The sequence below is a fragment of the Acidobacteriota bacterium genome (assembly GCA_021161905.1).
In the GTDB taxonomy this organism is placed as follows: Bacteria; Acidobacteriota; B3-B38; order Guanabaribacteriales; family JAGGZT01; genus JAGGZT01.
Genome location: JAGGZT010000004.1, coordinates 33,751 through 56,667, shown reverse-complemented (window position 1 = coordinate 56,667; position 22,917 = coordinate 33,751). Strand labels below are relative to the sequence as shown.

Genomic DNA, 22,917 nt, shown 5'->3' with positions numbered 1-22,917 from the left:
TATTTCCAATAAGATGAAAAAGTATCTTGTGGCTTCAGCATTAATAGTTATTTTCTTTCATTTCCCCTATCCATTTTTGCAGAAGGTACGACCTCCTTTAGGCGATTTCTCTGAGATTGCTGCTAAAGTGAACCCAGCGGTGGTGAACATCACCACCTATACCCTGATCGAGCCTGGCAAGACCAAAGGGAATCTATGGGATTTTTTCTTCCCTGAGGGAGGAGGGAGCAGGGTTAGCCGGGCTGCTGGTTCTGGTTTCATCGTGAGTCCTGCAGGTTATATAGTGACCAACAGCCATGTGGTAAAGAGAGCGGACAAGATCTTGGTGCGGTTGGCGGATGGAAGTCAATTTGTGGCGAGGGTTATAGGGAGAGATGAGGCAACCGATATCGCCCTTATAAAGATAGAGGCGAAAGGGCGTCTTCCTACGGTTAGACTTGGTGATTCGGACAAAATAAAGGTAGGAGAATGGGTTATTGCCATCGGCAATCCAAGTGGCCTTGAGCACACGGTAACCGTGGGAGTGGTTAGTGCCAAGGAGAGGACATTGGGTTCTCCCAATACTGCTTTTAGGAATTACATCCAGACCGATGCTGCAATAAACTTCGGGAATTCCGGAGGACCGTTGATAAACATTAGAGGCGAGGTTATAGGGATAAACACCCTGATCATTGCCAACTCAGAGAACTTAGGTTTTGCCATTCCGATAAACATCGCGAAGAGGGTTATTCCTCAGTTGATTGCCAAAGGGAGGGTGGAGTATGGCTATCTTGGGGTTTATCCTCAGGAGATCACTCCAGAGCTCGCCTATGGGCTTAAGCTCGGTGTCACCAAGGGCGCTTTGGTGGGTATGGTGGAGCCAGGAAGTGCTGCTGAGAAGACAGGGATAAGGAGGGGAGATGTGATCATCTCCTTCAATGGAAGAAGGATAACCTCTCCCAAGGAGCTCTATCCGGCGGTGGCGGGTACCCCTCCTGGTAAAAGGGTCCCCTTAGTTATAATGAGGGGAAGAAGGAAGCTCACCCTCTTTGCGGTACTCAAACGGTCACCTCAATCTACCCGATTGAAGGGAAAGGGCAAGGGTAAAAAGGAGGTTAAAGGACCACCGCTTGGGATTGAGGTGGCTGAGCTGAAGGAAGCCCTCGCTCGGAGGTTTGGAAGGAAGATCAAGGGAGTGACTATTTCCCGTATTTATCCCCTTTCTCAAGCGGTTGAGGTGGGGCTAAAGAGAGGAGATCTTATTCAGGAGGTGAACGGGGTAAAGGTGAGTTCGGTAAAGGATTATAAAAGGGAGTTGAAGAGGGCGATGCGGGGGAGGGTAGTTATCCTTTATATCTCTTCGGTTGATGCCTACGGTGGGGTGTTATCCCGCTATGTAGCGCTGAGGGTAAAACGATGAAAGGGCGAATTCTGGTAGTAGACGATGAAGAGGGTATTCGCGATACCCTTCGTCTAATTCTCGAATACGAGGGCTATGAGTATATAGAGGCTGCCGATGGCACCTCCGCCCTATCTCTTCTGACAGAGGAGAAGCCCGATCTACTTCTCCTTGATATAAAGATGCCTGGGATGGATGGGCTTGAACTTTTACGGCGACTGAAGGAGGAAGGGATTGATACCCAGGTGGTGGTCATTTCGGGTCATGGGACCATAGCTACCGCAGTAGAGGCTACCCGGCTTGGCGCCTTCGACTTCTTGGAAAAGCCTCTCGAGCGGGAGAAGCTCCTTTTGGTGATAAGAAATGCTCTCAAACAAAAGAGGCTCACCGAGGAGAATCGCGAGTTGAAACTTCGCTTTGCCAAGGATTATGAGATGGTGGGAAGGTCGGAAGCGATAAGGAAGATCTGGCGGGAGATAGAGATGGCAGCACCGACCGCTGCCACTATACTCATCACCGGGGAGAGTGGGGTGGGTAAGGAGCTGGTCGCCCGGGCGATCCATGAGACCAGCCCCCGAAGAAGGGAGCGGTTTGTTCAGGTTAACTGCGCCGCTATCCCGGACGATCTGATTGAGAGCGAGCTATTCGGTCATGAGAAGGGGTCGTTTACCGGTGCCACCGAGCGGAAGATAGGCAAGTTTGAACTGGCAGATAGGGGAACCCTTTTTCTCGACGAGGTCGGTGATATGAGTCTTAAGACTCAGGCTAAGTTGTTGCGGGTGCTTCAGGAAGGAGAGGTGGAGCGGATAGGGAGCAATCGGACGATAAAGGTAGATGTTCGGGTTATCGCCGCCACCAACAAGGACCTTAAGAGGGAGATAGAGAAAGGGAATTTCCGCGAAGAGCTATTTTATCGGTTGAATGTAGTGCCGATATATGTCCCCCCGCTTCGGGAACGGCGGGAGGATATCCCTATTCTCGTTGATTATTTTACCAGGGAGTTTTGTGCCAAGAATAATTTTAGGAAGAGGAGCTACACTAAGGGGGCAATGGAGGTATTCGTCAATCATCGTTGGCCCGGAAATGTCCGAGAGCTCAAAAACACGGTGGAGCGGATCCTTATATTAAGCTCGAAGGAGGTGGTGGATGAAAAAGAGGTATTGAGGGCATTGGGAGAACCTTCGCCAAGGCAAATGGGCGATCTCTTCAAGGCAAGAAGCCTTCGAGAGTTTCGCCAGCTTGCGGAACGGGAGTTCATCTTAGCCAAACTCAAGGAATGCGGGTTTAATATATCGAAGACGGCAGAGGCTCTTGACACCCCTCGAAGCAATCTCTATAAAAAAATGAGGCAGTACGGTATCGTTACCTCAAGATTGGGGGATTAATTTTGGTTCTTACCCACCGGAGTAGATCCGATGATCGCCGACGCTTTGAGGGTGTCGGAGGAAAGTCCGGACTCCAGAGGGCAGTGTGCTGGGTAATACCCAGTGGGGGTGACCCCAAGGAAAGTGCCACAGAAACTACACCGCCTCGCTTTTAAGCGAGGTAAGGGTGAAATGGTGCGGTAAGAGCGCACCGCTCTGGCAGTGATGCCGGAGGCAGGGTAAACCCCACACGGAGCAAGGCCAAATAGGGAGGCGCTTGAGTGTGGCCCGCACGATGCCTCCGGGTAGGCCGCATGAGGTGCTGGGAAACCAGCACCCAAGATGAATGATCATCACCCACCTAAAAGGTGGGGACAGAATCCGGCTTATGATCTACTCCGGTGTTAAGGGTTTTGTGAGGCGAAATTGGAGAGAGAAGGGTCGTTAGTAAAAGGTGAACTTGTCCCCTATTCGTTTCCCCACCTCCTCGTCTCTTTGATCGACAGGAAGTATACCGGGGAACTTCGGTTGAGAAGGGGGGAGATTACCAAAGTCGTCTACCTTTTTTATGGCAAGGTGGTCTATGCCTCCTCCAATCAGGCTGAGGACAAATTGGGTTATCTTTTGGTCAAGACGGGGAAGATAACGGAGGAGAAGCTCAATAAGGCGTTGGCGGAGGTAGGTCCGGAGAAGACTTTGGGCAAGGTGCTTCTTGATTTGGGATATATATCACCTAAAACCCTTCTCTGGGCACTTAAGCTCCAATTGGGGAGGATCGTACTCAGCCTTTTCCTTTGGGATGAAGGAAGCTATTTGCTTCGTGAGGGGTACCTTCCAGAGCGGATGATAAAGCTCCCCATCAATTCTTATCAGCTGGTTTTCGATGTCGTTCGTCACATAAATAATGAGAACTGGCTAAATCATCATCTTCCAGATGATGATAAAGTCCTCGCCTTGGCTGATCGGTTTCTGGACGGCTATAAACGACTTATGTTCGAGAAGGAGGTGGATTTGGTAATTACCAAGATAGATGGGAGAAGAAGGTTTGGGGATATTTACCCCCTCGTTGATATCCCTCCCCTTAAGGTGAAACAGATTATCACCGGCTTGCTCCTTCTCGGTTTGATCAAAGTTCGAGAGGAGAGTACGGTTTAATCCTTGGTTCAGAATGGAATGTCGTCGTCAGGAGGAACCTCGTCCGGTATTACCTCTTCTTCAGGAACCGTTTCCCCCTTCTTTTCGAGGATGATTATTCGATTCGCCCTTATCTCGGTAGTGGTGCGTTTGTTTCCCTCTCTGTCTTCCCAGCTTCTGCTTTGGAGCCTTCCCTCTACAAAGACCAGCTTTCCCTTAGCAAGGTATTGATGGGAGAATTCAGCTAATCTACCCCAGGCAACTATCCGGTGCCACTCGGTTCGTTGTTGCCACTGGTTATTTTTGTCAAGCCAGACCTCATCGGTGGCTAAGGTAAAATTGGCTACCTGTTGTCCTGTCGGGGTGCTCCTTAGTTCCGGGTCCCTTCCCAACCTTCCGATGAGGAAAACCCGATTAAGACCTCGTGCCATCTTCCGGCTCCCTCTTTTAGGGTCTTAATCCAAGACTGCGTAGCCTCTCCCGAGCGATCTTCGCCTCATTCGAGTTGGGATAGAGCTTTATCAGCTGTTGGAGAACGATAACCCCACGAGCGGTTTGGTTCAATTCGAAGTAGCAAAACCCCTTCTTAAGATAGGCGCTGGGTACCTTGTCCCCTCGGGGATAGTTGGTGATCACCTTGTCGAACTCAGAAGCTGCCTGGTCAAACATCTCCTGGGCATAGTAACACTCCCCGAGCCAGTATTGAGCATTGTCGGCGAGCTCGTGTTCGGGGTACCGTTTGATGAATTCCTGGAATCCAGCTATTGCTAAATCGTAATTTCCTCGGAGGAGATCGGCTCGTGCTTGATTATACAGCTCCTCCGGAGAGGCGGTAGTCGATGGTGGGGTAGAAGGGGTGGGTGCTTCCTTCTTCTCCGCCGGGGGCACTGGCTGATATATCTCCTGGGGTTGCTTCAACCGGATCTTTATATTGGAGATTTCCTGAGAGAGGGAGGAAAGGCGGTAGTTGGTATCATCGAGCTTCTCCGATAGGATCTGGTAGTTGGTGTTGAGCCCGTCTATCTTAAGGAGGGAGTCTGCTTGGATTTTTTGGATCTTTTCTATCTCGGAATAAAGGTTCTCCTTAGTGCTGTTTAGGGTTCCTTCGATCTCCTCCTGTTTTTGCTTGATGAGTTGGATCTCCCGCTCGATCTTTGCGATGTCATCCTGCATCTTGAGGATCTCCTTGTTGGGACCGCAGCCGGCGAATATTAGGGAGGAGAGTAGGAGCGATAGAAAGATAACCCTGCCTTTTCTCAATCTTAATACCTCCTTTCTTTATTACTTCGCTACGATCAAAAAGTGAGCCCGGCGGTTCTTTGCCCAGGCGATTTCATTATGCCCTGGGTCTATGGGCATCTCCTCTCCATAGCTTATTATCTTCATCCGTGAGGGGTCGATTCCCAGGGCTACCAGATAGTTGTACGCCGCCCTCGCTCTTTTCTCACCTAAAGCGAGATTGTACTCATTGGTTCCCCGTTCGTCGCAATGACCTTCTATTATTATCTTCACCGTAGGATGTGCCTTAAGCCAGCGGGCGTTTTCCTCAAGTATCCTCGCTTCTTCCGGTTTTATGTTGTACTTGTCGAAGTCGAAGTGGATGTCCTTCAGGAAACCCAGCTCATTGAGCTCATCCATAGATAGGGTACTGATATCGACCTCCTTCCCCTTTATCGGCTTGATGACGGCTGCTGGTTTCCTCTTTATCGTTTCCTTAGGAGTTTGTTTCTCCACGGTGGGAACTGGAGGAGGGGTCTCTATTGTCTTCGCTTTCTTCCCGCCACACCCAAATAGGAGAAGGGTAACTAACACCCCGATTCCCAAAGATATTAACCCTTTCCCTTTCATAAGCACTTACTTTCCTCCACCTTTTTATTCCCCCCTACTCCAGGAGGGGGTAAAATTATTTCCCTTTCTTGTTAGCCGACGCTGATCAGTGCCATCAGCATTCATCACATATATATGATATCGTCCATCCCGGTTCGAGGAAAAGACGATATGTTTCCCATCCGGCGACCAGGCAGGGCTCTCATTGCTTCCCGCATCTATGGTCAGCCGGTAGGGCACATTCTCCTTTAAGTTTATCATAAAGATGTCGAAGCGCACACCAAAGCGGGAGGCATAAGCTATCTTGAGCCCATCAGGGGACCAGGTAGCGCCATCGTTATACTGTCCCTGGTAGGTGAGCCTTCTCAGATTGGCTCCATCCACATCCACGATGTATATCTGGGGGGAACCGCTCCTGCTCGAGGTGAAGGCGATCTCTCTCCCTGTAGGGGAAAAGCAAGGGTTGGTATCGATAGCAGGGGAATGGGTGATCCGCTTCAACTTGCCCGTTTCAAGATCAAGGATGTATATCTCTGCATTTCCGTCCTTGCTTGAGGTGAAGGCGATCTTCTTCCCATCGGGAGACCAACTGGGGGTGGAGTTCAATCCCGAAGCACTGAAGAGGGTCTTCACCTCACCCAAGGCTAAGGTAAGGAGATAGAGTCGGGGGAAGCCGGAGAAGAACGAGGTGAAGGCGATCCTCTTTCCATCAGGGGATAGAGCGGGGAAGATAGTGATCGATTTGAAATTGGTCACCTGCCTCACATTTGCTCCGTCGTAGTCCATCAGGAAGAGCTCCTTTGCCCCCGTTCTATCGGAGGAGAAGGCGATCTTGCTCCTCGCTATCCCAGGTTTTCCAGTGTAGCGGAGTACGATCTCATCAGCTAAGGTATGAGCGATGTAACGGGCTTGAGAGAGTTCTCCTCGGTATCTCTTACCCAATATCATCTGTCTCGTCTTTACATCGTAGACCCGGACTTCTAATACCAGCTTTCCCCCCTCTAAACGGATATTCCCCGCTACCAACGCTTCGGCGCCTATCCCCTCAAAAGCAGAGAAGGAGAAAGCCCTATCGTCGAACGGAGGGAGAGAGGACATCTCCTCCCTTCCGATTACCGAGAAAACAAGGGAGAAGTCGAGGTCGTATTTCAATGAGGAAACGATAGCCGAGGCGGCGGTCAGTAGCTTTTGGCTCTTCTCGCTCCGGATGACCAGTTCCGGGATGGCGATCCTTATCCTCCTTGCCCCCTTCCTCTCTATCAGCCCTTTTAGATCAACCTGCTGAGAAAAGACGGTGGCGCTTATCATTAATAGGATTGCAATAAGGGAAAAGCTCCTTTTCTTCATCCCTTCTCCCCCCTAATACACGAATTCATATTCAGCAATGAGTTCCTCCTTTCCAAACTCCTCCGGGATCGGTGGTAATGGGCTGGAGTTTAAGATGGCTCTGAGAACCGCCTGATCCAAGGTGAAAATCCCTGATCTTTTTACCAACTTCACCCCGGAGATCTCTCCATTTTTCTTTATGGTGAACATCACCACCACCTTCTTCCCCCTTGCCTCCTCCCCAGCGACCGCAGTTGCCCAATTGGAGCGGAGGATGGAGGTAACGATCGTCTGATACCAGAGGAAACGGATATTATGGATGTTTAATAAGCTTATATCCCCTCCCCGTAATCCTCCACTGATGGTCGCTTCCCTCCCCATTTGTTTAGGGGGGATAGGTTTTCTTTCGCTCTGTTTCTTGACCTTCTCCCTCTTAACCGGTTTTTCCCTCTCCCTTTCTCTCTTTTTTCCCTCTTTCGGGAGGACGAGCGTTTTCTCCTCTTTCTTAGGAGGTTTCGGTGCTTCCTCCTTTATTTTCATTACCGCTGCCTTCTTCTTCGCAGTCCGGGCAGGCTTTGGCAGGCTGATGAGTTCCACGGTGATGTACCGTTCTTCCTTTGAGGAGGTCCAGCGAGGGGCGAGGATTATAAAAGCTGCTACCGCGCTATGGAGCAGAAGTGATAGGATGACCCCGAAGGTGAAATGTTCCTTTATCCTTTTTCTTCTTTCTAAAACACGGTTTACCCCGTTCATCGTTTCTTCTTATTAAGCAGTTTGCTCGGGGGGGTGGTTATCAAACCGACCTTCTCGATCCCCGCTTCCTTTAGAAGATCCATAACCTCCATCACCTTGCCATAAGGGACCTCCTTGTCTGCTCGAAGGAATACAGGACGGTTCTCAGTGACTACAGCAAGTTCCTTTAATCTCTGGGGGAGGATGGATATAAGTACCGGCTGGTCGTTTACAAACACCCTCCCTTCTTTGGTGATGGTTATCATTACCCGTTGCTCGTTGGTTGGTTTTCCACTTTTTGTTTGGGGGACATTTACATCGATCCCCCGGTACATAAAGGGAGCGGTTATCATAAATATGATCAGCAGGGTAAGGGCGACATCGATTAGAGGGGTTAGATTTATCTGAGAGAGTGCCCCGGTGGTTCTCGTCTCCTTAGAGGGAAGTTCGAGCGGTGCCATTTAGGTAAAATTCCTTTCGGCTATGGTTATGAATTCCAGGATAAAATCGTCCATTTCGGAGGACAATATCTTTATCTTATTGAGGAGGTGATTGTAGCCGATCACTGCGGGGATGGCGACCACAAGACCGAAGGCAGTGGTGATGAGAGCAGCCGCTATCCCTGGAGCGATGGCAGAGAGGCTTGCTGTCCCTTGGACCCCGATCCGGTGGAAGGCGGTGATTATCCCCCACACCGTGCCAAAGAGGCCGAAGAAGGGGGCAACGCTCGCCGTTGTCGCCAGAAAATTCAATCCCCGCTCCAGCTTGTTTATCTCAAGAGAGGCTGCCCGTTGTAGGGCACGAGCGATGGCCTCCATCGAGCGAATGGTTACCTTCACCTCCGGGTTCCCTTGGGACATTTGAGCAGCATATCCGGTTTTTAGCTGATAGTTCAATTCGTTAAATCCAGCAAGGAATAGACCCACTAATGGACTTTCCCTCAGTTTACCACAGGCGGCGTTTACTTCGGAGAATTTGCCGCTTTTCCTAAATATCCGAAGGAATTCACGGCTCTTTATCCTTGCTCTCTTTATCGCCCTTGATTTTTCGAATATTATTGATAAGGAGATTATGGAGAAGAAGAGAAGTATGAGAAGAACCGCCTTTCCCACTGGTTCTGCCAAAACTATAAGGGAAAGGATGTCTTCGGAAAAAAACCTTTTTACAGTGACCAGTTGAGCCAATACCAACCCGGGAAACAAATTATCCTCCTTACCTTACGAGAGAATAACATTCATCTCCGCGTAAGTCAATAAGTTGGGGTTAGATAGTAGCTTTCACTATCAGAAATATCATCGTCACTCCGATAACCAGCTTGAGTAAGGTGGCTCCAATTCTTCCTACCAATGCTCCTAAACCAGCACGGAAGGCTTTATCCGGCGAGATACCTCGTATCAGCTCCGCAATGGAGGCACCGAGGAAGGCACCAGCGAAGAGCCCAATTAGCGCCCCAATGCCGAAAAACAAGGGAGCAAGAACTATGGAGCCTATTATTGCCCCAATTAGAGCACCGATGATTCCCCATTTGCTTGCCCCCCACCTCTTTGCCCCTACTACTCCCAGAACATACTCGAAGAGCTCAGATGCAGTAGCCATTAGCCCCAAGGTTAGAAGAAGTCGCCACCCGATCTTAGAAAAGTCAGTAAGGATGGCGTATAACAGGGCGCCCCCAAAGATGATAAAGTTACCAGGCAAGGTGAAGATGATGGCAACCAACCCCACCACAAGTAAAAGATAGAACCCAATATAGCCTAATATATGGAGAAAGGTCATCACTGCATTTAATAGAGGTTATCTTCTTTTTTTCTTTGCCTTTTTCTCCCTTATTCGGTTCAGGAAGAGGGCTATTGGGCTTGCGATGTATATTGAGGAGTAGGTTCCCACAATTATCCCGATGATGAGGACCAAGGCGAACCCCTTAATGGTCTCGCTACCAAAAAGATAAAGAGCCAAGACAACGATGAAGGTGGTGAAGGAGGTAAGGATAGTACGGCTCAGGGTCTGATTGATGCTCCTATTCATAATCTTCTCCAACGGATCCTTCCTCATTAGCCTCATATTATCCCTTATCCGGTCGTAGACGACGATGGTATCGTTTATCGAATAACCGACCACGGTGAGCAGAGCAGCTATGATGGGAAGGTTGAACTCCCCACCGCTCATAGCAAAGAGAGAGGCGGAGATAAAGGCGTCGTGGGCGAGAGCTATAATGGCTCCTACCGCGAAGTAGAACTGGAAGCGGAGGGTTATGTAGATGAGCATTCCAATCAGAGCAAGGGTAAGAGCGGATATAGCTTTTTTCCTTAGGTCTGCCCCTACCTTGGGACCAACCATCTCCGTATTGGTGACAGTGAAGCTCCCGAGATAAAAATGGTCCTTGAGCGCTGAGATGACTGGTTCGGTGACGCCTTCCACCTTTTTTAAATCTTCAAAGCTTGTGATAACCCCGTTGTTAGTTTTCCTGAAGTTGATGATTTTCCTTCCGATCTTCTGATAAAGGGTCTCATCGCCTTTATTTAACGGATCGATCTCTGCGAGTTTCTTTCCTATGATGGCTGCTCCCACCTCGTTGAGGTCTAACTTACCTTCATTTTCCCTTAATTTATCTTCCTTGTTTCTCAATGCGTTGACTATTAGAGCTACTGTCTTCTCACTCCCTGCTGCTTCCTTCCTCGCTACATTCTCCACTCGAATGAGAAGTTCATGGTTATCGCCAAATGTTTGGATGACCGTATCGCCCAGATTGAGGGCTTCTATCTTCTTTCTTATCTCTCCTACCCCAGGAGGATTGACAAACCGGACGCGAAGCATAGTGCCCCCAGCGAAGTCTATCCCATAGTTCAGTCCATACAGGGAGAGGTAAATAGCGCCAATTATTATGAGCCCCACTGAGATAGAAAGGAAGATAAATTTCTTCCCTAAGAAATCGATATTAGTCCCAACCAGCCACTGCATTGTTCTTTCTCCTTCCCTAAATGCTCAATTTTTCAATTCGCCTTCCCTTTGTTTGAAGGATGATCTCGAATATTGTTCTCGAGACATAGATGGCGGTGAACATACTGGCGATAATACCGATGCTCAGAGTGACCGCAAATCCTTTGATGGGACCGGTCCCGAACTGGAAGAGGAATAAGGCAGCAATGAGGGTGGTGAGATTGGCGTCGAAGATGGTCCAGAACGCTTTGTTAAATCCCGCATCCACTGCAGAACGGACCGTTTTACCAAGCCTTAGCTCCTCCCTTATCCGCTCGAATATGAGCACATTGGCATCCACCGACATACCTATTGTTAGGATCAACCCGGCGATGCCAGGAAGGGTGAGCGTTGCTCGGAAGTAGGCGAGTACCCCAAGGATGATCACCATATTAAGGATAAGGGCAACATCTGCATTCAGCCCCGCCCATTTGTAATAGATGGGCATAAATATCAATACCGCTAAAAGCCCAATGATGGCGGCGATGACGCCTTTCCTTATTGAATCCCAGCCCAGTGAAGGACCTACCGTTCTTTCCTCAATATAGCGCATCGAAGCGGGCAAAGCCCCAGCGCGGAGGAGAAGGGCAAGGTCCTGCGCCTCCTGCTGGGTGAAGTTGCCGGTGATCTGCCCTCTGGAGCCGATCCTCGTTTTCACCACCGGTACCGATTGAATCTCGTTGTCGAGCACGATAGCTACCAGATCGCCGACATGTTTTTCAGTGAACCGAGCAAACTTCCTTCCCCCCTCGGGACTTAAGGAGAAGTCGACCGCAGGAAAGCCGTTTTCATCGGTCCCCCTCCTTGCATTTTTAAGGTCTTTCCCAGAGACGATGGGCTTTTTCTTCAAGAGGTAATATTCCGTTTTCCCTGTTTGCATCCCTCTTCTCGGGGTGTAGCTTAGAAGCTCCATCCCTTCAGGCACCTTTCCTCCGTAGGCGGATAGAGCTGCTTCTTTGGAAGGGAAGGGACCAGCCACCACCTCTTTCCATTCGAGCTGAGCCACTGTCTTCAGTCGCTCTTTTATCCGCTCCGGATCATCAACTCCAGGGAGCTCAAGCACGATCCGATTCCCTCCTATTCCCTGCCTTTCTATTGTCGGTTCTTCCACACCGAAGGCGTCCACTCGGTTTCTCAGAGTATTTAGGGTCTGGCGCATCGTTTTCTCTTTTATATCGCGGATGTAGGCTTGCTTGGGGACGAGGAGAAAGCGAGATGGACTCCCTGGCTCTACCTTGAAGTCAAGAACGGGGAAGTTTTTATCAACTATTGTCTTTATCGCCGCCCGCTCTTCCCGATTGGCGGTTATCTCGATGGTTAGATCGGGCTTAAGCCTCACATTGTCAAAGGGGATGGATTTGTCGTTGAGCTCAGCGGCAATACTATCTCTCAACTGGGATAATTCCGCTTTCACTGATTCATCCACATTTACCTCAAGTACCAAATGACTTCCTCCCTTGAGATCGAGACCCAACTTTATCTTCTTTTGGGGAGGATAAAAGGACAAAACGCATAAGCCCACCACAATTAGGATAAATATTATCCTTGTTTTGATGTTTTTTCTCATCGATTCCCCCTCATATCAATTGGGCACCGTTTATTATTAGTTGAAATTTTGCATTCAAGATATCCCCTGCTCGGCGGCAGACCACCATCCGGGAGAGGAATATCTCGAAATACTCCATTACCGGAGAGATCTCGGTATCGATCTCTAAATTAAGGGTTATTGTTCTTTTGGCTGACTCTACGGTAAGTTTGGAGGAGGTGACCGCATAGTTCACCCTATCGTGTACATCGAACTTGATAAATCGCGGATTTCGCACCCGGGAGCGATGAACATCCGCCTTGTCGGCGATGACCACTGCTGCTGAGATGGGATCGGTTGAGGTTCCGCTATCCTCTTCATGGTTAGATATAGCTTGCATCACCGCTATTACCTCGGAAAAAGACATCCCCATCTCTGAGAGGATATCTTTGGCAAGAAGCGCCCCCGCTGATGGATGAGCCCTTCTTCCCAGAAAGTTGCCGATGTCATGAAGATAGCCAGCGATGGCAGCAAGCTCCGCTTCCTTTCTCGAATAGTCAAGCTTCTCCAGGATGTTTCGTGCCGTTTTGGCAGTAAGCCGGGCATGACGAAAACCGTGTTCGGTGTAGCCTATCCTATCAAGGTAGGAATCGGCAACCCTGAGGAGTTCCTTCACCTTGGGGTTTTCCATTACCTCTGAGAGATGGATCTCTTTTTTCATATCTCCTCTTTTGATTATTCTCTATCTTCGGGTTGAAGTCCTGCTATCGCCTGCTTGGCGACATCGATCTTCACCTTATCCGCTATCTTGAGCTGGATGTGGTCCCTACCAATTCCTACCACTTTGCCATATATCCCTCCAGTGGTTATCACTTTATCTCCCACCTTGAGGTTGTTTATCATCTCCTGAAGTTTTTTCTGCCTTCGCTTCATTGGGGCGATGAGAAGGAAGTAGAAAATGATAAATATCAAAATTAGAGGGACCAATCCTAAGAACCCTCCACCCGAGGGTTGTTTTTGTTGAAAGAGCATCAGATTAAACCACATATCCCTTTTCCCTCCACCTTAAAAGTTTAGGATAATTGTTGATAAAAAAATTGAAGGAAGTGCTTTTAAAGCACCATCCCTTCAATCACCTTCATTCAATCTTTTCAAAAATCGCTCCCGATATTCTGTAAACTCCCCCTTTGCTATAGCTTGCCTTATCTTCCTGAATGTGTCAAGGTAAAAGTGCAGGTTATGATAAGTAGCAAGGATGGGAAAGAGGAGCTCCTTAGCGACAAAAAGATGCCGGAGGTATGCCCGGGAGAAGTTTCGACAGGTATAGCATCCGCACTCTTCATCGATGGGGCGAGGGTCTTTGTTGTACTTGCTGTGTTTTATTACCACCTTTCCCCGTGAGGTGAAAAGGCAGCCATTGCGGGCATTCCTTGTGGGAAGCACGCAATCGAACATGTCATATCCCGCCGCTATTGCTTGGAAGAGGTCGTCAAAGGCGCCAAGCCCCATTATATACCGTGGTTTTTCCTCGGGAAGAAGGAAAGAGAGAAACTCTATTATCTCATACATCTTTTCCTTAGGTTCGCCTACACTCAGCCCACCGAGCGCGTAACCGGAGAAGTCTATCCTTAAAAGCCCCTCTATGCTTTCTTCGCGGAGGTCCTCATACACCCCGCCTTGGGATATGCCGAAGAGCAGATGGTTCTCAGGGCCTAGTCGTTTCCATTCTTCGTAAGAGCGTTTCGCCCAGCGGAGGCTTCGCCTCATCGCTTCCGCAATCATCTCCCTATCTGAGGGGTAGGCGAGGCAATGATCAAGGGTCATTATGATATCTGCTCCTAAGGAGTGTTGGATCTCGATCGAAAGTTCCGGCGAGAGAAAATGGCTTGAGCCATCGAGGTGAGATTTGAAATAGACCCCTTCCTCCTTCACCTTGGCTAATACCCCTAAGCTGTATATCTGGAACCCCCCAGAGTCGGTAAGAATGGGACCGTTCCAATTGATGAACCGGTGGAGGCCTCCCAGTTCCTTTACCACTTCGATCCCTGGTTGAAGGTAGATATGATAGGCATTGGCTAAGAGGATGGATACACCGAGCTCCTCCAGGTCTTTTGGGGTAAGCGATTTTACCGTTCCCTGGGTGCCCACCGGCATAAACACTGGGGTCTCTACTATTCCGTGAGCAGTATGAAGTTTCCCCTTCCGTGCTTTTGTCTTTTTGTCCTTCCTTACTATCTCGAATTCTTTTCCCTCTTTCACAAGGAAACATTGTAATTGAGGGGGAGAAAGGAGTCAAGGATGCCCTCTTCTTGTTAATCGGTTTGATCTGTGGTATATACCTTGTGAGATGAGGCGGGTTATTTACACTGTGGGAACGAGTATCAGGGAGAAGGATGAGTTTTTCTCCCTTCTTGCAAGATGGGGAATCAAATTGATTGCTGATGTGAGAAGGTTTCCCAAGAGTCGATTTCCTTATTTTTCTCGTGAGGCTCTTGCCTCGGAGGCGAACCGAAGGGGGATGAGATATCTTTGGTTCGGTGAGGAGCTTGGTGGTTATCGAAAGGGGGGATATGAGAGATACCAGACGACCGAATCATTCAAGCGAGGCTTGGCTAAGCTCGTGGCTGAAGGGGAGAGTGAGCCTACCGCTATCGTCTGTGCTGAGCGGTTTCCTTGGCGGTGTCATCGCCGATTTATCGCCCGCGAGCTTACCCGATTAGGCTTTAAGGTAGTCCACATAATAGATGAGGAGCGGACCTGGTCCCCTCGGGAGGAGGAGACCCATCTTTTTAAGAAGGAGAAGGTTGATGGAGCTTAGCAAGGACAGGATTGCCGAGATCGAAAGGATGTATCAGAAGGATAATTTCCCCTATAAGCTGGGGATGAGGCTTACTAAGGTGGCACGAGGGGAAGCGGAGATGCGGATCGAGCTCGAGGAGAACCACACCCATATGTACGGCTTCGCCCATGGGGGGGTTATCGCTACCCTTATCGATACCGTAGCCGCCTTCGCTATCTACCCAGAATTACCCGAAGGGGCTCAGCTCGCCTCGATTTCCCTTACGGTTAACTTTCTTATTCCCGGGGAGAGAGGAACTATGCTAATCGCCCGGGCTAATCCCCTTCGTGTGGGAAGGCGCATCGCGGTGGGAGAGGTAGCTGTGTTCAATGAAACCGGTTTTTTGATAGCTAAAGGAACGGTTAATTATAAGATCATCAGAGATAAAGGAGAAAGAGATGCCTGAAGCGAAGCTTAAATGGACGAAAGATGGTTTGGCTATTTCTGCCCATTCGGGAACAGGGCATGAGTTTATATTGAGACCAACAAAGGAGGGAGGCCCCTCCCCGATGGAGTTTGTCCTCATTGCCCTTGGCGGTTGTTTTTTGGTATATACCGTCCCCATCCTTCAAAAGATGCGGGTAAATTTGGTGGACGCCGAGGTGGAGTTAAAGGGAGAGTTGGTTGCTGAGGATCCCAAGCGTTTCAAAAGGATAATCACCGTTTACCGGGTATTCGGGGATATCCCTGAGGAAAAGCTCAAACGGGCGATCGAGCTCACCGAGGAGAAATACTGTCGGGTGCTCCATTCCCTCAACAAGGATATTGAAATGGAAACCACCTACGAGATAATCAAGGCTTGAGATGGAGGGTCGACGATGCCTAAGGCGAAGATAAAATGGGTCGGCGAAGGTCTTGGCTTCTTGGGGGAGGTGGAAACTGGTGCTCCCCTTGCCCTTAGAGGGGGGAAGGAGGGAGGCCCCTCCCCGATGGAGCTCCTGCTCATTGCCATTGCTGGCTGTAGTGGGATGGATGTGATATCCATCCTTGAGAAAATGAAGCTCAAAGTAAGAAGATTCGAGGTAGAGATAGAAGGGGAACGGGCGTCTGATCATCCTAAGCGATACAAAAAGATCGAGCTTTTATACAGGGTATATGGCAAAGGGATCCCTGAGGAGAGGGTGAACCATGCAATAGAGCTCTCGCAGGAAAAGTACTGTGGTGCATTGGCTTCCTTGCGGGAGGATATAGAGATAAAAAGCCGGTTCGAGATAATCGAGGAGGATTGAAAAGCTACTTTTTGGTCAATAGCAAGATTGGATTTATCGGGGTATTCCCCTTTCTCACCTCGAAGTGGAGGTGGGGTCCGGTGGCGTTTCCTGAACTGCCGACAAGGGCGATTATCTCACCTCGTCTTACCCTATCTCCCTTCCTTACTAAGTTTTCCTTATTGTGGGCGTAAATGGTGGTGATGCCACCTGGATGCTCGATCATCACCATCTTCCCGTATCCGTGAAACCTCTGTCCCGCATATATCACCACTCCATCCGCAGCCGCTCTTATAGGGGTTCCCGGTTTTGCCGCGATATCTATCCCGGTGTGGAAACCGTTTCCTCTCGGTCCAAAGAGAGAAGTGACCTCCCCAAAAAGGGGCCAGGAAAGAAAGAAAGAGAGGGAAGGGGGCTTATAAGGAGGGATATATAGCCTTTTCCTTGCTCCAGGGATAAATATCTTCTCTCCCACATAGATCAGGGTAGGGTCGTCGATGCCGTTTATTTCCGCCAAATATTCGAGATCTACTCCATAGGCTTTGGCGATGCGCCACAGGGTCTGCCCTGGTTCAACGATGTGGTATATCCCTTTCCTTGGTAGCCCCTTCTTAGGAGAAGGGGCGCAGGATGAGAGAAGGAGAAGGATGGCGATCAAGATGATGAACGAATAGCCTTTCCCTTTCATCTGGTTTAGTATACCATAATAGGCGAGAAAGGAGGAGAGATGAGACGGGATGAACTTGTCTCCTATCTTGATGATTTTTTGCACCTCTCTGAGGTTCCGGATGAATCGCTTAACGGGCTTCAGGTTGAAGGGAGGGGAGAGGTGAATCGGGTGGCTCTTGCTGTTGATGCCTCCCTTGCCGCCTTTCGCCAGGCGAGGAAGGAGGAAGTGGACTTCCTTATCGTTCATCATGGCCTTTTTTGGGGAAAGGTTTACCCTTTAATTGGAGCTCATTACCACCGGATAAAGGAGTTGATAGAGGGGGGTATCTCTCTATATGCTGCTCACCTTCCCCTTGACATCCATCCTGAGGTGGGGAACAATGCCCGGATCGCTAAGCTTCTTTCCCTTTCGCCCGTTAGGATGTTTGGGGATTATCACGGGGTATTGGTCGGGGTGGTGGCGGAGACAGGATCTCCCATAGCAAGGGAGGAGATGGCTGCTTTGGTGAATGAGAGAGTGGGTAAGAACCCCCTTCTTCTCCCCTTTGGCTCTCCCGAGGTAAGTCGGGTGGGGATAGTAAGTGGTAGGGCGCCTGAGCTGGTAGAGGATGCGGTTAAGGCGAGCTGTGATCTCTTTCTTTCCGGTGAACCGAGCCACGCTCACTACCATTTGGCACGGGAGCTCGGGATAAACTGCATCTTCGCCGGGCATTATGCCACCGAAAAATGGGGGGTTCTTGCTTTGGGTGAGCGGATTAAGGAACGGTTTTCCCTTGAGGTTTTGTTTATCGATCTCCCTACGGGATTATAGAGTAAGGAGGATGTTCAATGTTTCAGGAGATCGAGGTGGTGACCACCTCCCGCACCCAGATGGTGGATATCACCAATAAGATCCAGCAGGAGGTAACAAAAAGTGGGATCAAGGACGGGGTCTGCTGCCTTTATGTCCCTCATACCACCGCCGGGATAACGATAAACGAGCATGCGGACCCCAGTGTCAGGGAGGATATATTGGCTAAACTTGAGGAGTTAATCCCTCGAGGAAGGGGATACCGCCATCTTGAGGGGAATGCGGATGCCCATATAAAGGCGAGTATAGTCGGTTCTTCGGTAATGGTGATAATCGAGGAAGGAAGGCTTCATCTGGGAACCTGGCAGGGCGTATTCTTCTGCGAGTTTGATGGTCCAAGAAGACGAAGGTTGTTCATCAAACTCCTCTCTGCTTAACCTTTAGTTGAGTTCCCTGTTATAATGGAAGGGTGAGGTAACTTTATGGATAAACGAAAGGCAGTTCGCCTCATCCTTCTTTTCTTTCTCTTCTTTTTCGTTATCTATATTTATCTCGCCCGCCGTTCTCCTTCTTCATCTTCGAGGAAGCCCTCTCCTATCAAAGTGCGGGAGGAAAGCTCGGTTAGTTATGGGGGAGAGATCGTTACACCGACCTTTACCTTGAAAGCAGAAGAAAGCGCTTCTTTTCCCGATAGAACCACCAGTTATAAAAATTTTATCCTGACCACCTCTATCGGTGAGAGGAAGGTGGTGATAACGGGAAAAGAAGCTCGCCTGACCCCGAAAGGTGCCGATTTCTCGGTCGAGATGGAGGGGAATATCGTAGCAAAAAGGGGGGATGGCCTTGTGGTTAGGACCGAGTTTCTGAAATATCTTCCGGAGACGAAGGAGCTTTATGCACCGTCTGAGGTGTGGTTTAGGGGTAAAAGGTTTTCTGGGAAAGCGGGTGCTGGGTCTTATTATCTTAAGGATGGAGTTTTAAAGTTAGAAAAGGGGGTCAGGATAAAGCTAAGAAGGGAAGGGGTTTCTTCTCCCATTGAGGTTGTTGCCTCAGCTGGGGAGTTCCGGAGGAAGGAGCAGAGGATTTTCCTCCGGGGAGGGGTAATGGTAGCGAGCGGAGATGATTTTGTGCGGGGGGAAAGGGCGATATTCCGCCTTCTCCCTGACAGTAATTCTTTGAAGCGGATGGAGATATGGGGGAATGAGGAGAACCTGGCTATCTCCTCCTTGGGCAGTTCCTCCTTTAAGGAGGCTTTTTTCGCCAAAGGCGAGAGAAAAAGGCTTTCTGGATCCGCTATTGTGGTTATCTTTGACCCTTCTGGAAAAAACCTCAGGTTTCTTCAGCTCCTCAATCCTGCCAGTGTGAGCTTTTCCTCCTCTGATTACGGTGAGAGGAGGCTTGAGGCAAAAAGGATCGAGTTCTCTTTTGGCGAGGGAGGACGGTTGTCTGAAGTGGACGGTTATAGTGGAACTACCATAACCATTTCTCCAAGAGAGGGAGAAATGATCAGGGTGATATGTCGAGAGATCAGGGGTAAGGCGGACGATAGGGGGGAGATAACGGGTTTTAATCTTTTAGGGGGCATTGAGGTCGAGCAGGGAGAGCTGAAGGGAAGAGCCAAGGAGGGGAGGTATATCCTCAAAGATAACCGGATAGTTCTTCTTAGAGAGGCTGTTATGAATAAAGGTGATGAGCTTCTCTCCGGAGAGAGGATAGATTTCTTTGGAAATAGCGGGGATTTTGCCGCTTTTTCCCAAGTTGTCTCTCGGTTTTCCTCCTCAGGTGAGCTCTTCCCTGGTGGAGCTAAAGGAAGAAAGGTAGTGGTCAATGCCGATACTCTTCACTATGATCATATCTTCGATCGTCTTCATTATAAGGGATTAGTGAGGGTTCTTTACGATGCGGGGATACTGTTTGCCAAGGAGCTCGATATCGAGCGCACTGCTGGTATCTTGGTCGCCTCGGGGGATGTCCGTGCCCGGCTTGATCAACCTAAGACGGGGGGGAAGAAAAAGAAGGAGAAGGGTCTTGAAGGACCGATAAGGGTCTCGGGAGGGGAGCTCTTTTATTATCGGGAGGAAGGGAAGCTCCTGATAAGAGGTGATGTTGCTCTCTCTCAAGGGGAGCTTAGGGTAAAAGGGGATGAAGTTACCCTTTTTGAGGACAAGGTGAGAGGTGGCTGGAGGCGGGGGATAGCCCGAGGGAGGGTGAGGATCTTCTATCTTCAGGATAGGGCTGAGGGGGAAAAGGGGGAGTATTTTTTCTTCAACAAGACACTAATCCTCACCGGTTCTCCTGCCAAGATCTCTCGATTTGGTGAAGGAGAGCTCGCTGGGCGTCGGTTGACTTTAATTATAGGTGGTGATAAAATGAGGGCTGTTTCCAGAGAGAATGAGAGGGTGAAAGCAGTGTATAAGGAGAAGGGGAGGGACTGAGTGGACAAGATCTCCCTGGAGGCGACTCGGTTGGTGAAGAATTATGGTTATCGTACGGTCGTTTCCCAGGTGAGCCTTTCCGTTGCCGAAGGGGAGATTGTGGGGCTACTTGGTCCTAATGGAGCGGGGAAGACGACCACCTTCAGGATGATAGTGGGCTTGACTATGCCCGATAAGGGGAGGATATTTTTGAATGGGGAGGAGATAACCTCGCTTCCGATGTATTTAAGGGCGAGGAAGGGCATAGGTTACCTTCCTCAAGAGCCCTCGATATTCCGTGGATTAACAGTGGAGGAGAATCTCCTCCTCATCCTCGAGGGTTTAGGGGTGAATTCAGGAAGGAGGGAAGAGATCATCACCGGACTTCTTCGGGAGCTTGGTGTTTCCCATCTTTCTCGGAATAAGGGTTATACCCTTTCCGGTGGTGAGAGGAGGAGGGTGGAGCTTGCTCGGGCATTGGTTACCTCACCTCGATTTGTTCTTTTCGATGAGCCGTTTACCGGCATCGACCCAAAGACGATAGCCGATATTCAAGATATAATAAGAAGACTGAAGAAAAGGGGTATTGGAGTTCTCATAACCGACCATAATGTAAGGGAAACCCTAACCATCTGCGATCGAGCTTATATTATCAATGAGGGGAGGATCTTCCGTTCAGGTACCCCGGAGGAGTTGGAGGAAGATGAGGAGGTGAGGAGGGTCTATCTTGGGGATAAATTCAAGTTAAATTAAGGACTATGGACTTGAAGCAAAAGCTGGTATCAAAATTAAGCCAAAGATTGGTTCTTACTCCTACCCTTCAGCAGGCGATAAAGCTCCTTCAGCTTTCCAAGCTGGAATTGGAAAACCTTATCCGACAGGAGATGGCGGAGAACCCCTTACTTGAGGAGATCCCTCAGGACCCTGTAGGAGAAGAGCAGGAGAGGGAGGAGGGAAAGGAGAGCGAAGGGGAGCAGGAAGTAAGGTTGAGCAATGGTTTGAACGAGGTGGATTGGGAGGTTTACTTTCAGGACTATGAGGATTTTCCTAAATATCCCAGGGGGAGTCTGGAGACGAGGGAGCTTCCCTCGTTTGAGAATACCTTGACCAAATCTATTTCCCTTGAAGAGCATCTCCTTTGGCAGTTGAATCTTTCCTTTATTCCTGAAAAACAGAGAAGAATAGCCACCTATATTATCGGTAATATTGATCCCGATGGTTATTTAAAGACGGATATTGAAGAGATAGCTAATGCTGCTAAGGCAACAAAGGAGGAGGTAGAGGAGGCGCTTAAGTTGGTCCAGAGCTTTGACCCAGTGGGGGTGGGAGCTCGTGATCTCAGGGAGTGTCTCCTGGTTCAGCTCGCTGCGCTTGGTCTTTCCGGAACCAAGACCGAGGAGATCGTGAAAGATCATTTAGAGCTTCTAAAGGGGAAAAATCACGGAAAGATCGCGAGGAGCTTGGGTTTATCGAAGAGGGAACTCGAAGCTCATTTAGAGATAATAAGAAGGCTTGATCCGAAGCCAGGGAGGAAATATTCTTCCTTCGAGCCCCACTACATAGTACCTGATATCTTCGTGGTTAAGAGTGGGGATGATTATGTGGTTTTCTTGAATGAGGAGGGGCTTCCTCGATTGAGGATAAGCCCCTTCTATCGCAGGCTTCTCAAGGTTAAACAGGATGTTCCGACGCAGGTCATCACCTATGTTAGGGATAAACTCCGTTCAGCGGTTTCCCTCTTAAGGAGCTTTGAACAGCGTCAGCGAAGTATCCTGAAGGTTGCTCAAGCGATCGTCAAATTCCAACGAGAGTTTCTTGATAAAGGTCCAGAGTATCTTCGTCCAATGGTACTTGCCGATGTGGCTGAGGAGGTGGGGATGCATGAGTCTACAGTGAGTCGTATTGTGAGCAATAAGTATATTCACACCCCCCAGGGGGTATTTGAGCTTCGTTATTTCTTCCAGCGAGGGCTTCGTTCGGATGAGGGGAGCATCTCCCAGTCAGTGGTTAAGATGAGGATAAGGCGGATGATAGCTGAGGAGGACCCTCGTCGTCCCCTCTCCGATGCTGCTATCGCTCAATCCTTGAATAAAGAAGGGATAACCATTGCCCGGCGTACCATAGCCAAATATAGGGAGGAGATGGGCATTCTTCCCTCTAATCAGAGAAAGAAAGAGGAATAATAATCATACTAAAAATTGGGATAAGGAGAGGCAAATGAGGATTGAGGTTACTGGCCGTCAGCTTGAGGTAACACCGGCTCTCAAATCATTTGTTGAGGAAAAGGTGAATAAGTTAAAGCGATTTATTGACGATATAGAGGAGGTCCATGCTATCCTATCGGTGGAGAAATATCGCCAGATCGCTGAGATTACGGTAAAAGCCCGTCATTTGGTGCTAACGGGGAAGGAGGAGACATCCGATATGTACACCAGCATATCTGAAGTGGTTGATAAGCTGGAGAAGCAGGCGAGAAGGAGCAAGGAGAAGATAATCGATAGAAAAAGGAAGGAGGAACGCACCGGGAGTCCCAAGGAAGAGGGAGGAGAGGGTTTTCCCCAGGTGGTCCGGATGGAGCGTATCGAGCTGAAGCCGATGACGGTGGAGGAGGCTGCGCTTCAGCTATCCTTCTCCCGAGATAATTTCCTCGTTTTTAGGAATTCAGAGAGTGATAAAATAAATGTTATTTATCGTCTTAAAGATGGGAATTTTGGGTTGATTACCCCAGAAGGGTAGGG

Annotated in this window: 27 protein-coding genes and 1 other RNA gene; 14 read left to right on the top strand and 14 right to left on the bottom strand. The window is 49.3% G+C overall.

Going from position 1 to position 22,917, the window contains the following annotated elements:
* Positions 1-28: 28 nt before the first annotated feature.
* From J7L64_00570 to J7L64_00555, 4 genes are all read left to right on the top strand, one after another.
* The gene (locus J7L64_00570) at positions 29-1,399 is read left to right on the top strand and encodes a Do family serine endopeptidase (GenBank protein ID MCD6450851.1); all 1,371 of its coding nucleotides are present in this window, start codon (positions 29-31) and stop codon (positions 1,397-1,399) included.
* The gene (locus tag J7L64_00565) at positions 1,396-2,763 is read left to right on the top strand and encodes a sigma-54-dependent Fis family transcriptional regulator (GenBank protein ID MCD6450850.1); all 1,368 of its coding nucleotides are present in this window, start codon (positions 1,396-1,398) and stop codon (positions 2,761-2,763) included. The genes J7L64_00570 and J7L64_00565 overlap by 4 nt, the downstream gene beginning before the upstream one ends.
* An 18-nt stretch (positions 2,764-2,781) precedes the next feature.
* An RNA gene (gene rnpB / locus J7L64_00560) (RNase P RNA component class A) lies at positions 2,782-3,146 on the top strand.
* Positions 3,147-3,168: 22 nt separating this feature from the next.
* Positions 3,169-3,897: a DUF4388 domain-containing protein gene (locus J7L64_00555; GenBank protein MCD6450849.1), complete on the top strand. Its 729-nt coding sequence runs from the start codon at positions 3,169-3,171 to the stop codon at positions 3,895-3,897.
* Positions 3,898-3,905: 8 nt separating this feature from the next.
* Here the strand turns inward: J7L64_00555 and J7L64_00550 are convergent, their stop codons facing one another.
* The 13 genes from J7L64_00550 to tgt all read right to left on the bottom strand — a co-directional run bounded on the left by J7L64_00550 (position 3,906) and on the right by tgt (position 14,518).
* Positions 3,906-4,307, bottom strand: a complete 402-nt coding sequence (locus J7L64_00550; protein ID MCD6450848.1) for a single-stranded DNA-binding protein — start codon at positions 4,305-4,307, stop codon at positions 3,906-3,908.
* A gap of 16 nt (positions 4,308-4,323) precedes the next feature.
* A complete protein-coding gene (gene ybgF / locus J7L64_00545) occupies positions 4,324-5,136 on the bottom strand; it encodes a tol-pal system protein YbgF (GenBank protein ID MCD6450847.1) in 813 nt (270 codons plus the stop codon).
* Between the two features lie 21 nt (positions 5,137-5,157).
* Positions 5,158-5,724 (bottom strand): peptidoglycan-associated lipoprotein Pal, encoded by a 567-nt coding sequence (gene pal / locus J7L64_00540; protein ID MCD6450846.1) that lies wholly within the window; start codon positions 5,722-5,724, stop codon positions 5,158-5,160.
* A 24-nt stretch (positions 5,725-5,748) separates the two neighbouring features.
* The gene (tolB, locus tag J7L64_00535) at positions 5,749-7,050 is read right to left on the bottom strand and encodes a Tol-Pal system beta propeller repeat protein TolB (GenBank protein MCD6450845.1); all 1,302 of its coding nucleotides are present in this window, start codon (positions 7,048-7,050) and stop codon (positions 5,749-5,751) included.
* A 12-nt stretch (positions 7,051-7,062) separates the two neighbouring features.
* Positions 7,063-7,782, bottom strand: coding sequence for a TonB family protein (locus tag J7L64_00530; protein ID MCD6450844.1), 720 nt, complete (start codon positions 7,780-7,782; stop codon positions 7,063-7,065).
* On the bottom strand, positions 7,779-8,222 hold the full coding sequence (locus J7L64_00525; GenBank protein MCD6450843.1) for a biopolymer transporter ExbD: 444 nt from the start codon (positions 8,220-8,222) through the stop codon (positions 7,779-7,781). The genes J7L64_00530 and J7L64_00525 overlap by 4 nt, the downstream gene beginning before the upstream one ends.
* Positions 8,223-8,891 carry a MotA/TolQ/ExbB proton channel family protein gene (locus J7L64_00520; GenBank protein ID MCD6450842.1) on the bottom strand — a complete coding sequence of 223 codons (669 nt, stop codon included), beginning with the start codon at positions 8,889-8,891 and terminating at the stop codon, positions 8,223-8,225.
* Between the two features lie 133 nt (positions 8,892-9,024).
* On the bottom strand, positions 9,025-9,534 hold the full coding sequence (locus J7L64_00515; GenBank protein ID MCD6450841.1) for a DUF456 domain-containing protein: 510 nt from the start codon (positions 9,532-9,534) through the stop codon (positions 9,025-9,027).
* Between the two features lie 18 nt (positions 9,535-9,552).
* Positions 9,553-10,716: a protein translocase subunit SecF gene (gene secF / locus J7L64_00510; protein MCD6450840.1), complete on the bottom strand. Its 1,164-nt coding sequence runs from the start codon at positions 10,714-10,716 to the stop codon at positions 9,553-9,555.
* Between the two features lie 16 nt (positions 10,717-10,732).
* Complete coding sequence (secD, locus tag J7L64_00505; GenBank protein MCD6450839.1) at positions 10,733-12,301, bottom strand: protein translocase subunit SecD; 1,569 nt, start codon at positions 12,299-12,301, stop codon at positions 10,733-10,735.
* 10 nt (positions 12,302-12,311) lie between these two features.
* A complete protein-coding gene (locus J7L64_00500) occupies positions 12,312-12,980 on the bottom strand; it encodes an HD domain-containing protein (protein ID MCD6450838.1) in 669 nt (222 codons plus the stop codon).
* A gap of 14 nt (positions 12,981-12,994) precedes the next feature.
* Positions 12,995-13,306, bottom strand: coding sequence for a preprotein translocase subunit YajC (gene yajC, locus J7L64_00495; GenBank protein MCD6450837.1), 312 nt, complete (start codon positions 13,304-13,306; stop codon positions 12,995-12,997).
* 81 nt (positions 13,307-13,387) lie between these two features.
* The gene (tgt, locus tag J7L64_00490) at positions 13,388-14,518 is read right to left on the bottom strand and encodes a tRNA guanosine(34) transglycosylase Tgt (GenBank protein MCD6450836.1); all 1,131 of its coding nucleotides are present in this window, start codon (positions 14,516-14,518) and stop codon (positions 13,388-13,390) included.
* Between the two features lie 88 nt (positions 14,519-14,606).
* Here tgt and J7L64_00485 point away from each other — a divergent pair, with 88 nt between their 5' ends.
* The 4 genes from J7L64_00485 to J7L64_00470 are packed head-to-tail and all read left to right on the top strand — an operon-like array spanning position 14,607 to position 16,327.
* Entirely contained in the window at positions 14,607-15,077 is a 471-nt protein-coding gene (locus tag J7L64_00485) for a DUF488 domain-containing protein (GenBank protein MCD6450835.1), read from the top strand.
* Positions 15,067-15,504: a PaaI family thioesterase gene (locus J7L64_00480; GenBank protein ID MCD6450834.1), complete on the top strand. Its 438-nt coding sequence runs from the start codon at positions 15,067-15,069 to the stop codon at positions 15,502-15,504. The genes J7L64_00485 and J7L64_00480 overlap by 11 nt, the downstream gene beginning before the upstream one ends.
* Positions 15,497-15,901, top strand: a complete 405-nt coding sequence (locus J7L64_00475) for an OsmC family protein (GenBank protein ID MCD6450833.1) — start codon at positions 15,497-15,499, stop codon at positions 15,899-15,901. Before J7L64_00480 ends, J7L64_00475 begins: the two co-directional genes overlap by 8 nt.
* Before the next feature lie 15 nt (positions 15,902-15,916).
* On the top strand, positions 15,917-16,327 hold the full coding sequence (locus tag J7L64_00470) for an OsmC family protein (protein MCD6450832.1): 411 nt from the start codon (positions 15,917-15,919) through the stop codon (positions 16,325-16,327).
* Between the two features lie 4 nt (positions 16,328-16,331).
* Here J7L64_00470 and J7L64_00465 read toward each other — a convergent pair whose 3' ends face one another.
* Positions 16,332-16,994 carry a peptidoglycan DD-metalloendopeptidase family protein gene (locus J7L64_00465; protein MCD6450831.1) on the bottom strand — a complete coding sequence of 221 codons (663 nt, stop codon included), beginning with the start codon at positions 16,992-16,994 and terminating at the stop codon, positions 16,332-16,334.
* 39 nt (positions 16,995-17,033) lie between these two features.
* Between J7L64_00465 and J7L64_00460 the strand changes: the two genes are divergently transcribed.
* Genes J7L64_00460 through raiA form a run of 6 tightly spaced genes read left to right on the top strand, consistent with a single transcriptional unit; the run spans position 17,034 to position 22,915 of the window.
* Complete coding sequence (locus J7L64_00460) at positions 17,034-17,786, top strand: Nif3-like dinuclear metal center hexameric protein (protein ID MCD6450830.1); 753 nt, start codon at positions 17,034-17,036, stop codon at positions 17,784-17,786.
* A 17-nt stretch (positions 17,787-17,803) separates the two neighbouring features.
* Positions 17,804-18,202: a YjbQ family protein gene (locus J7L64_00455; protein ID MCD6450829.1), complete on the top strand. Its 399-nt coding sequence runs from the start codon at positions 17,804-17,806 to the stop codon at positions 18,200-18,202.
* 45 nt (positions 18,203-18,247) lie between these two features.
* Positions 18,248-20,200 carry an LPS export ABC transporter periplasmic protein LptC gene (lptC, locus tag J7L64_00450; GenBank protein ID MCD6450828.1) on the top strand — a complete coding sequence of 651 codons (1,953 nt, stop codon included), beginning with the start codon at positions 18,248-18,250 and terminating at the stop codon, positions 20,198-20,200.
* On the top strand, positions 20,201-20,932 hold the full coding sequence (lptB, locus tag J7L64_00445) for an LPS export ABC transporter ATP-binding protein (GenBank protein MCD6450827.1): 732 nt from the start codon (positions 20,201-20,203) through the stop codon (positions 20,930-20,932).
* 5 nt (positions 20,933-20,937) lie between these two features.
* Complete coding sequence (gene rpoN / locus J7L64_00440; protein MCD6450826.1) at positions 20,938-22,362, top strand: RNA polymerase factor sigma-54; 1,425 nt, start codon at positions 20,938-20,940, stop codon at positions 22,360-22,362.
* Positions 22,363-22,396: 34 nt separating this feature from the next.
* Entirely contained in the window at positions 22,397-22,915 is a 519-nt protein-coding gene (gene raiA, locus J7L64_00435) for a ribosome-associated translation inhibitor RaiA (protein MCD6450825.1), read from the top strand.
* Positions 22,916-22,917: the final 2 nt, after the last annotated feature.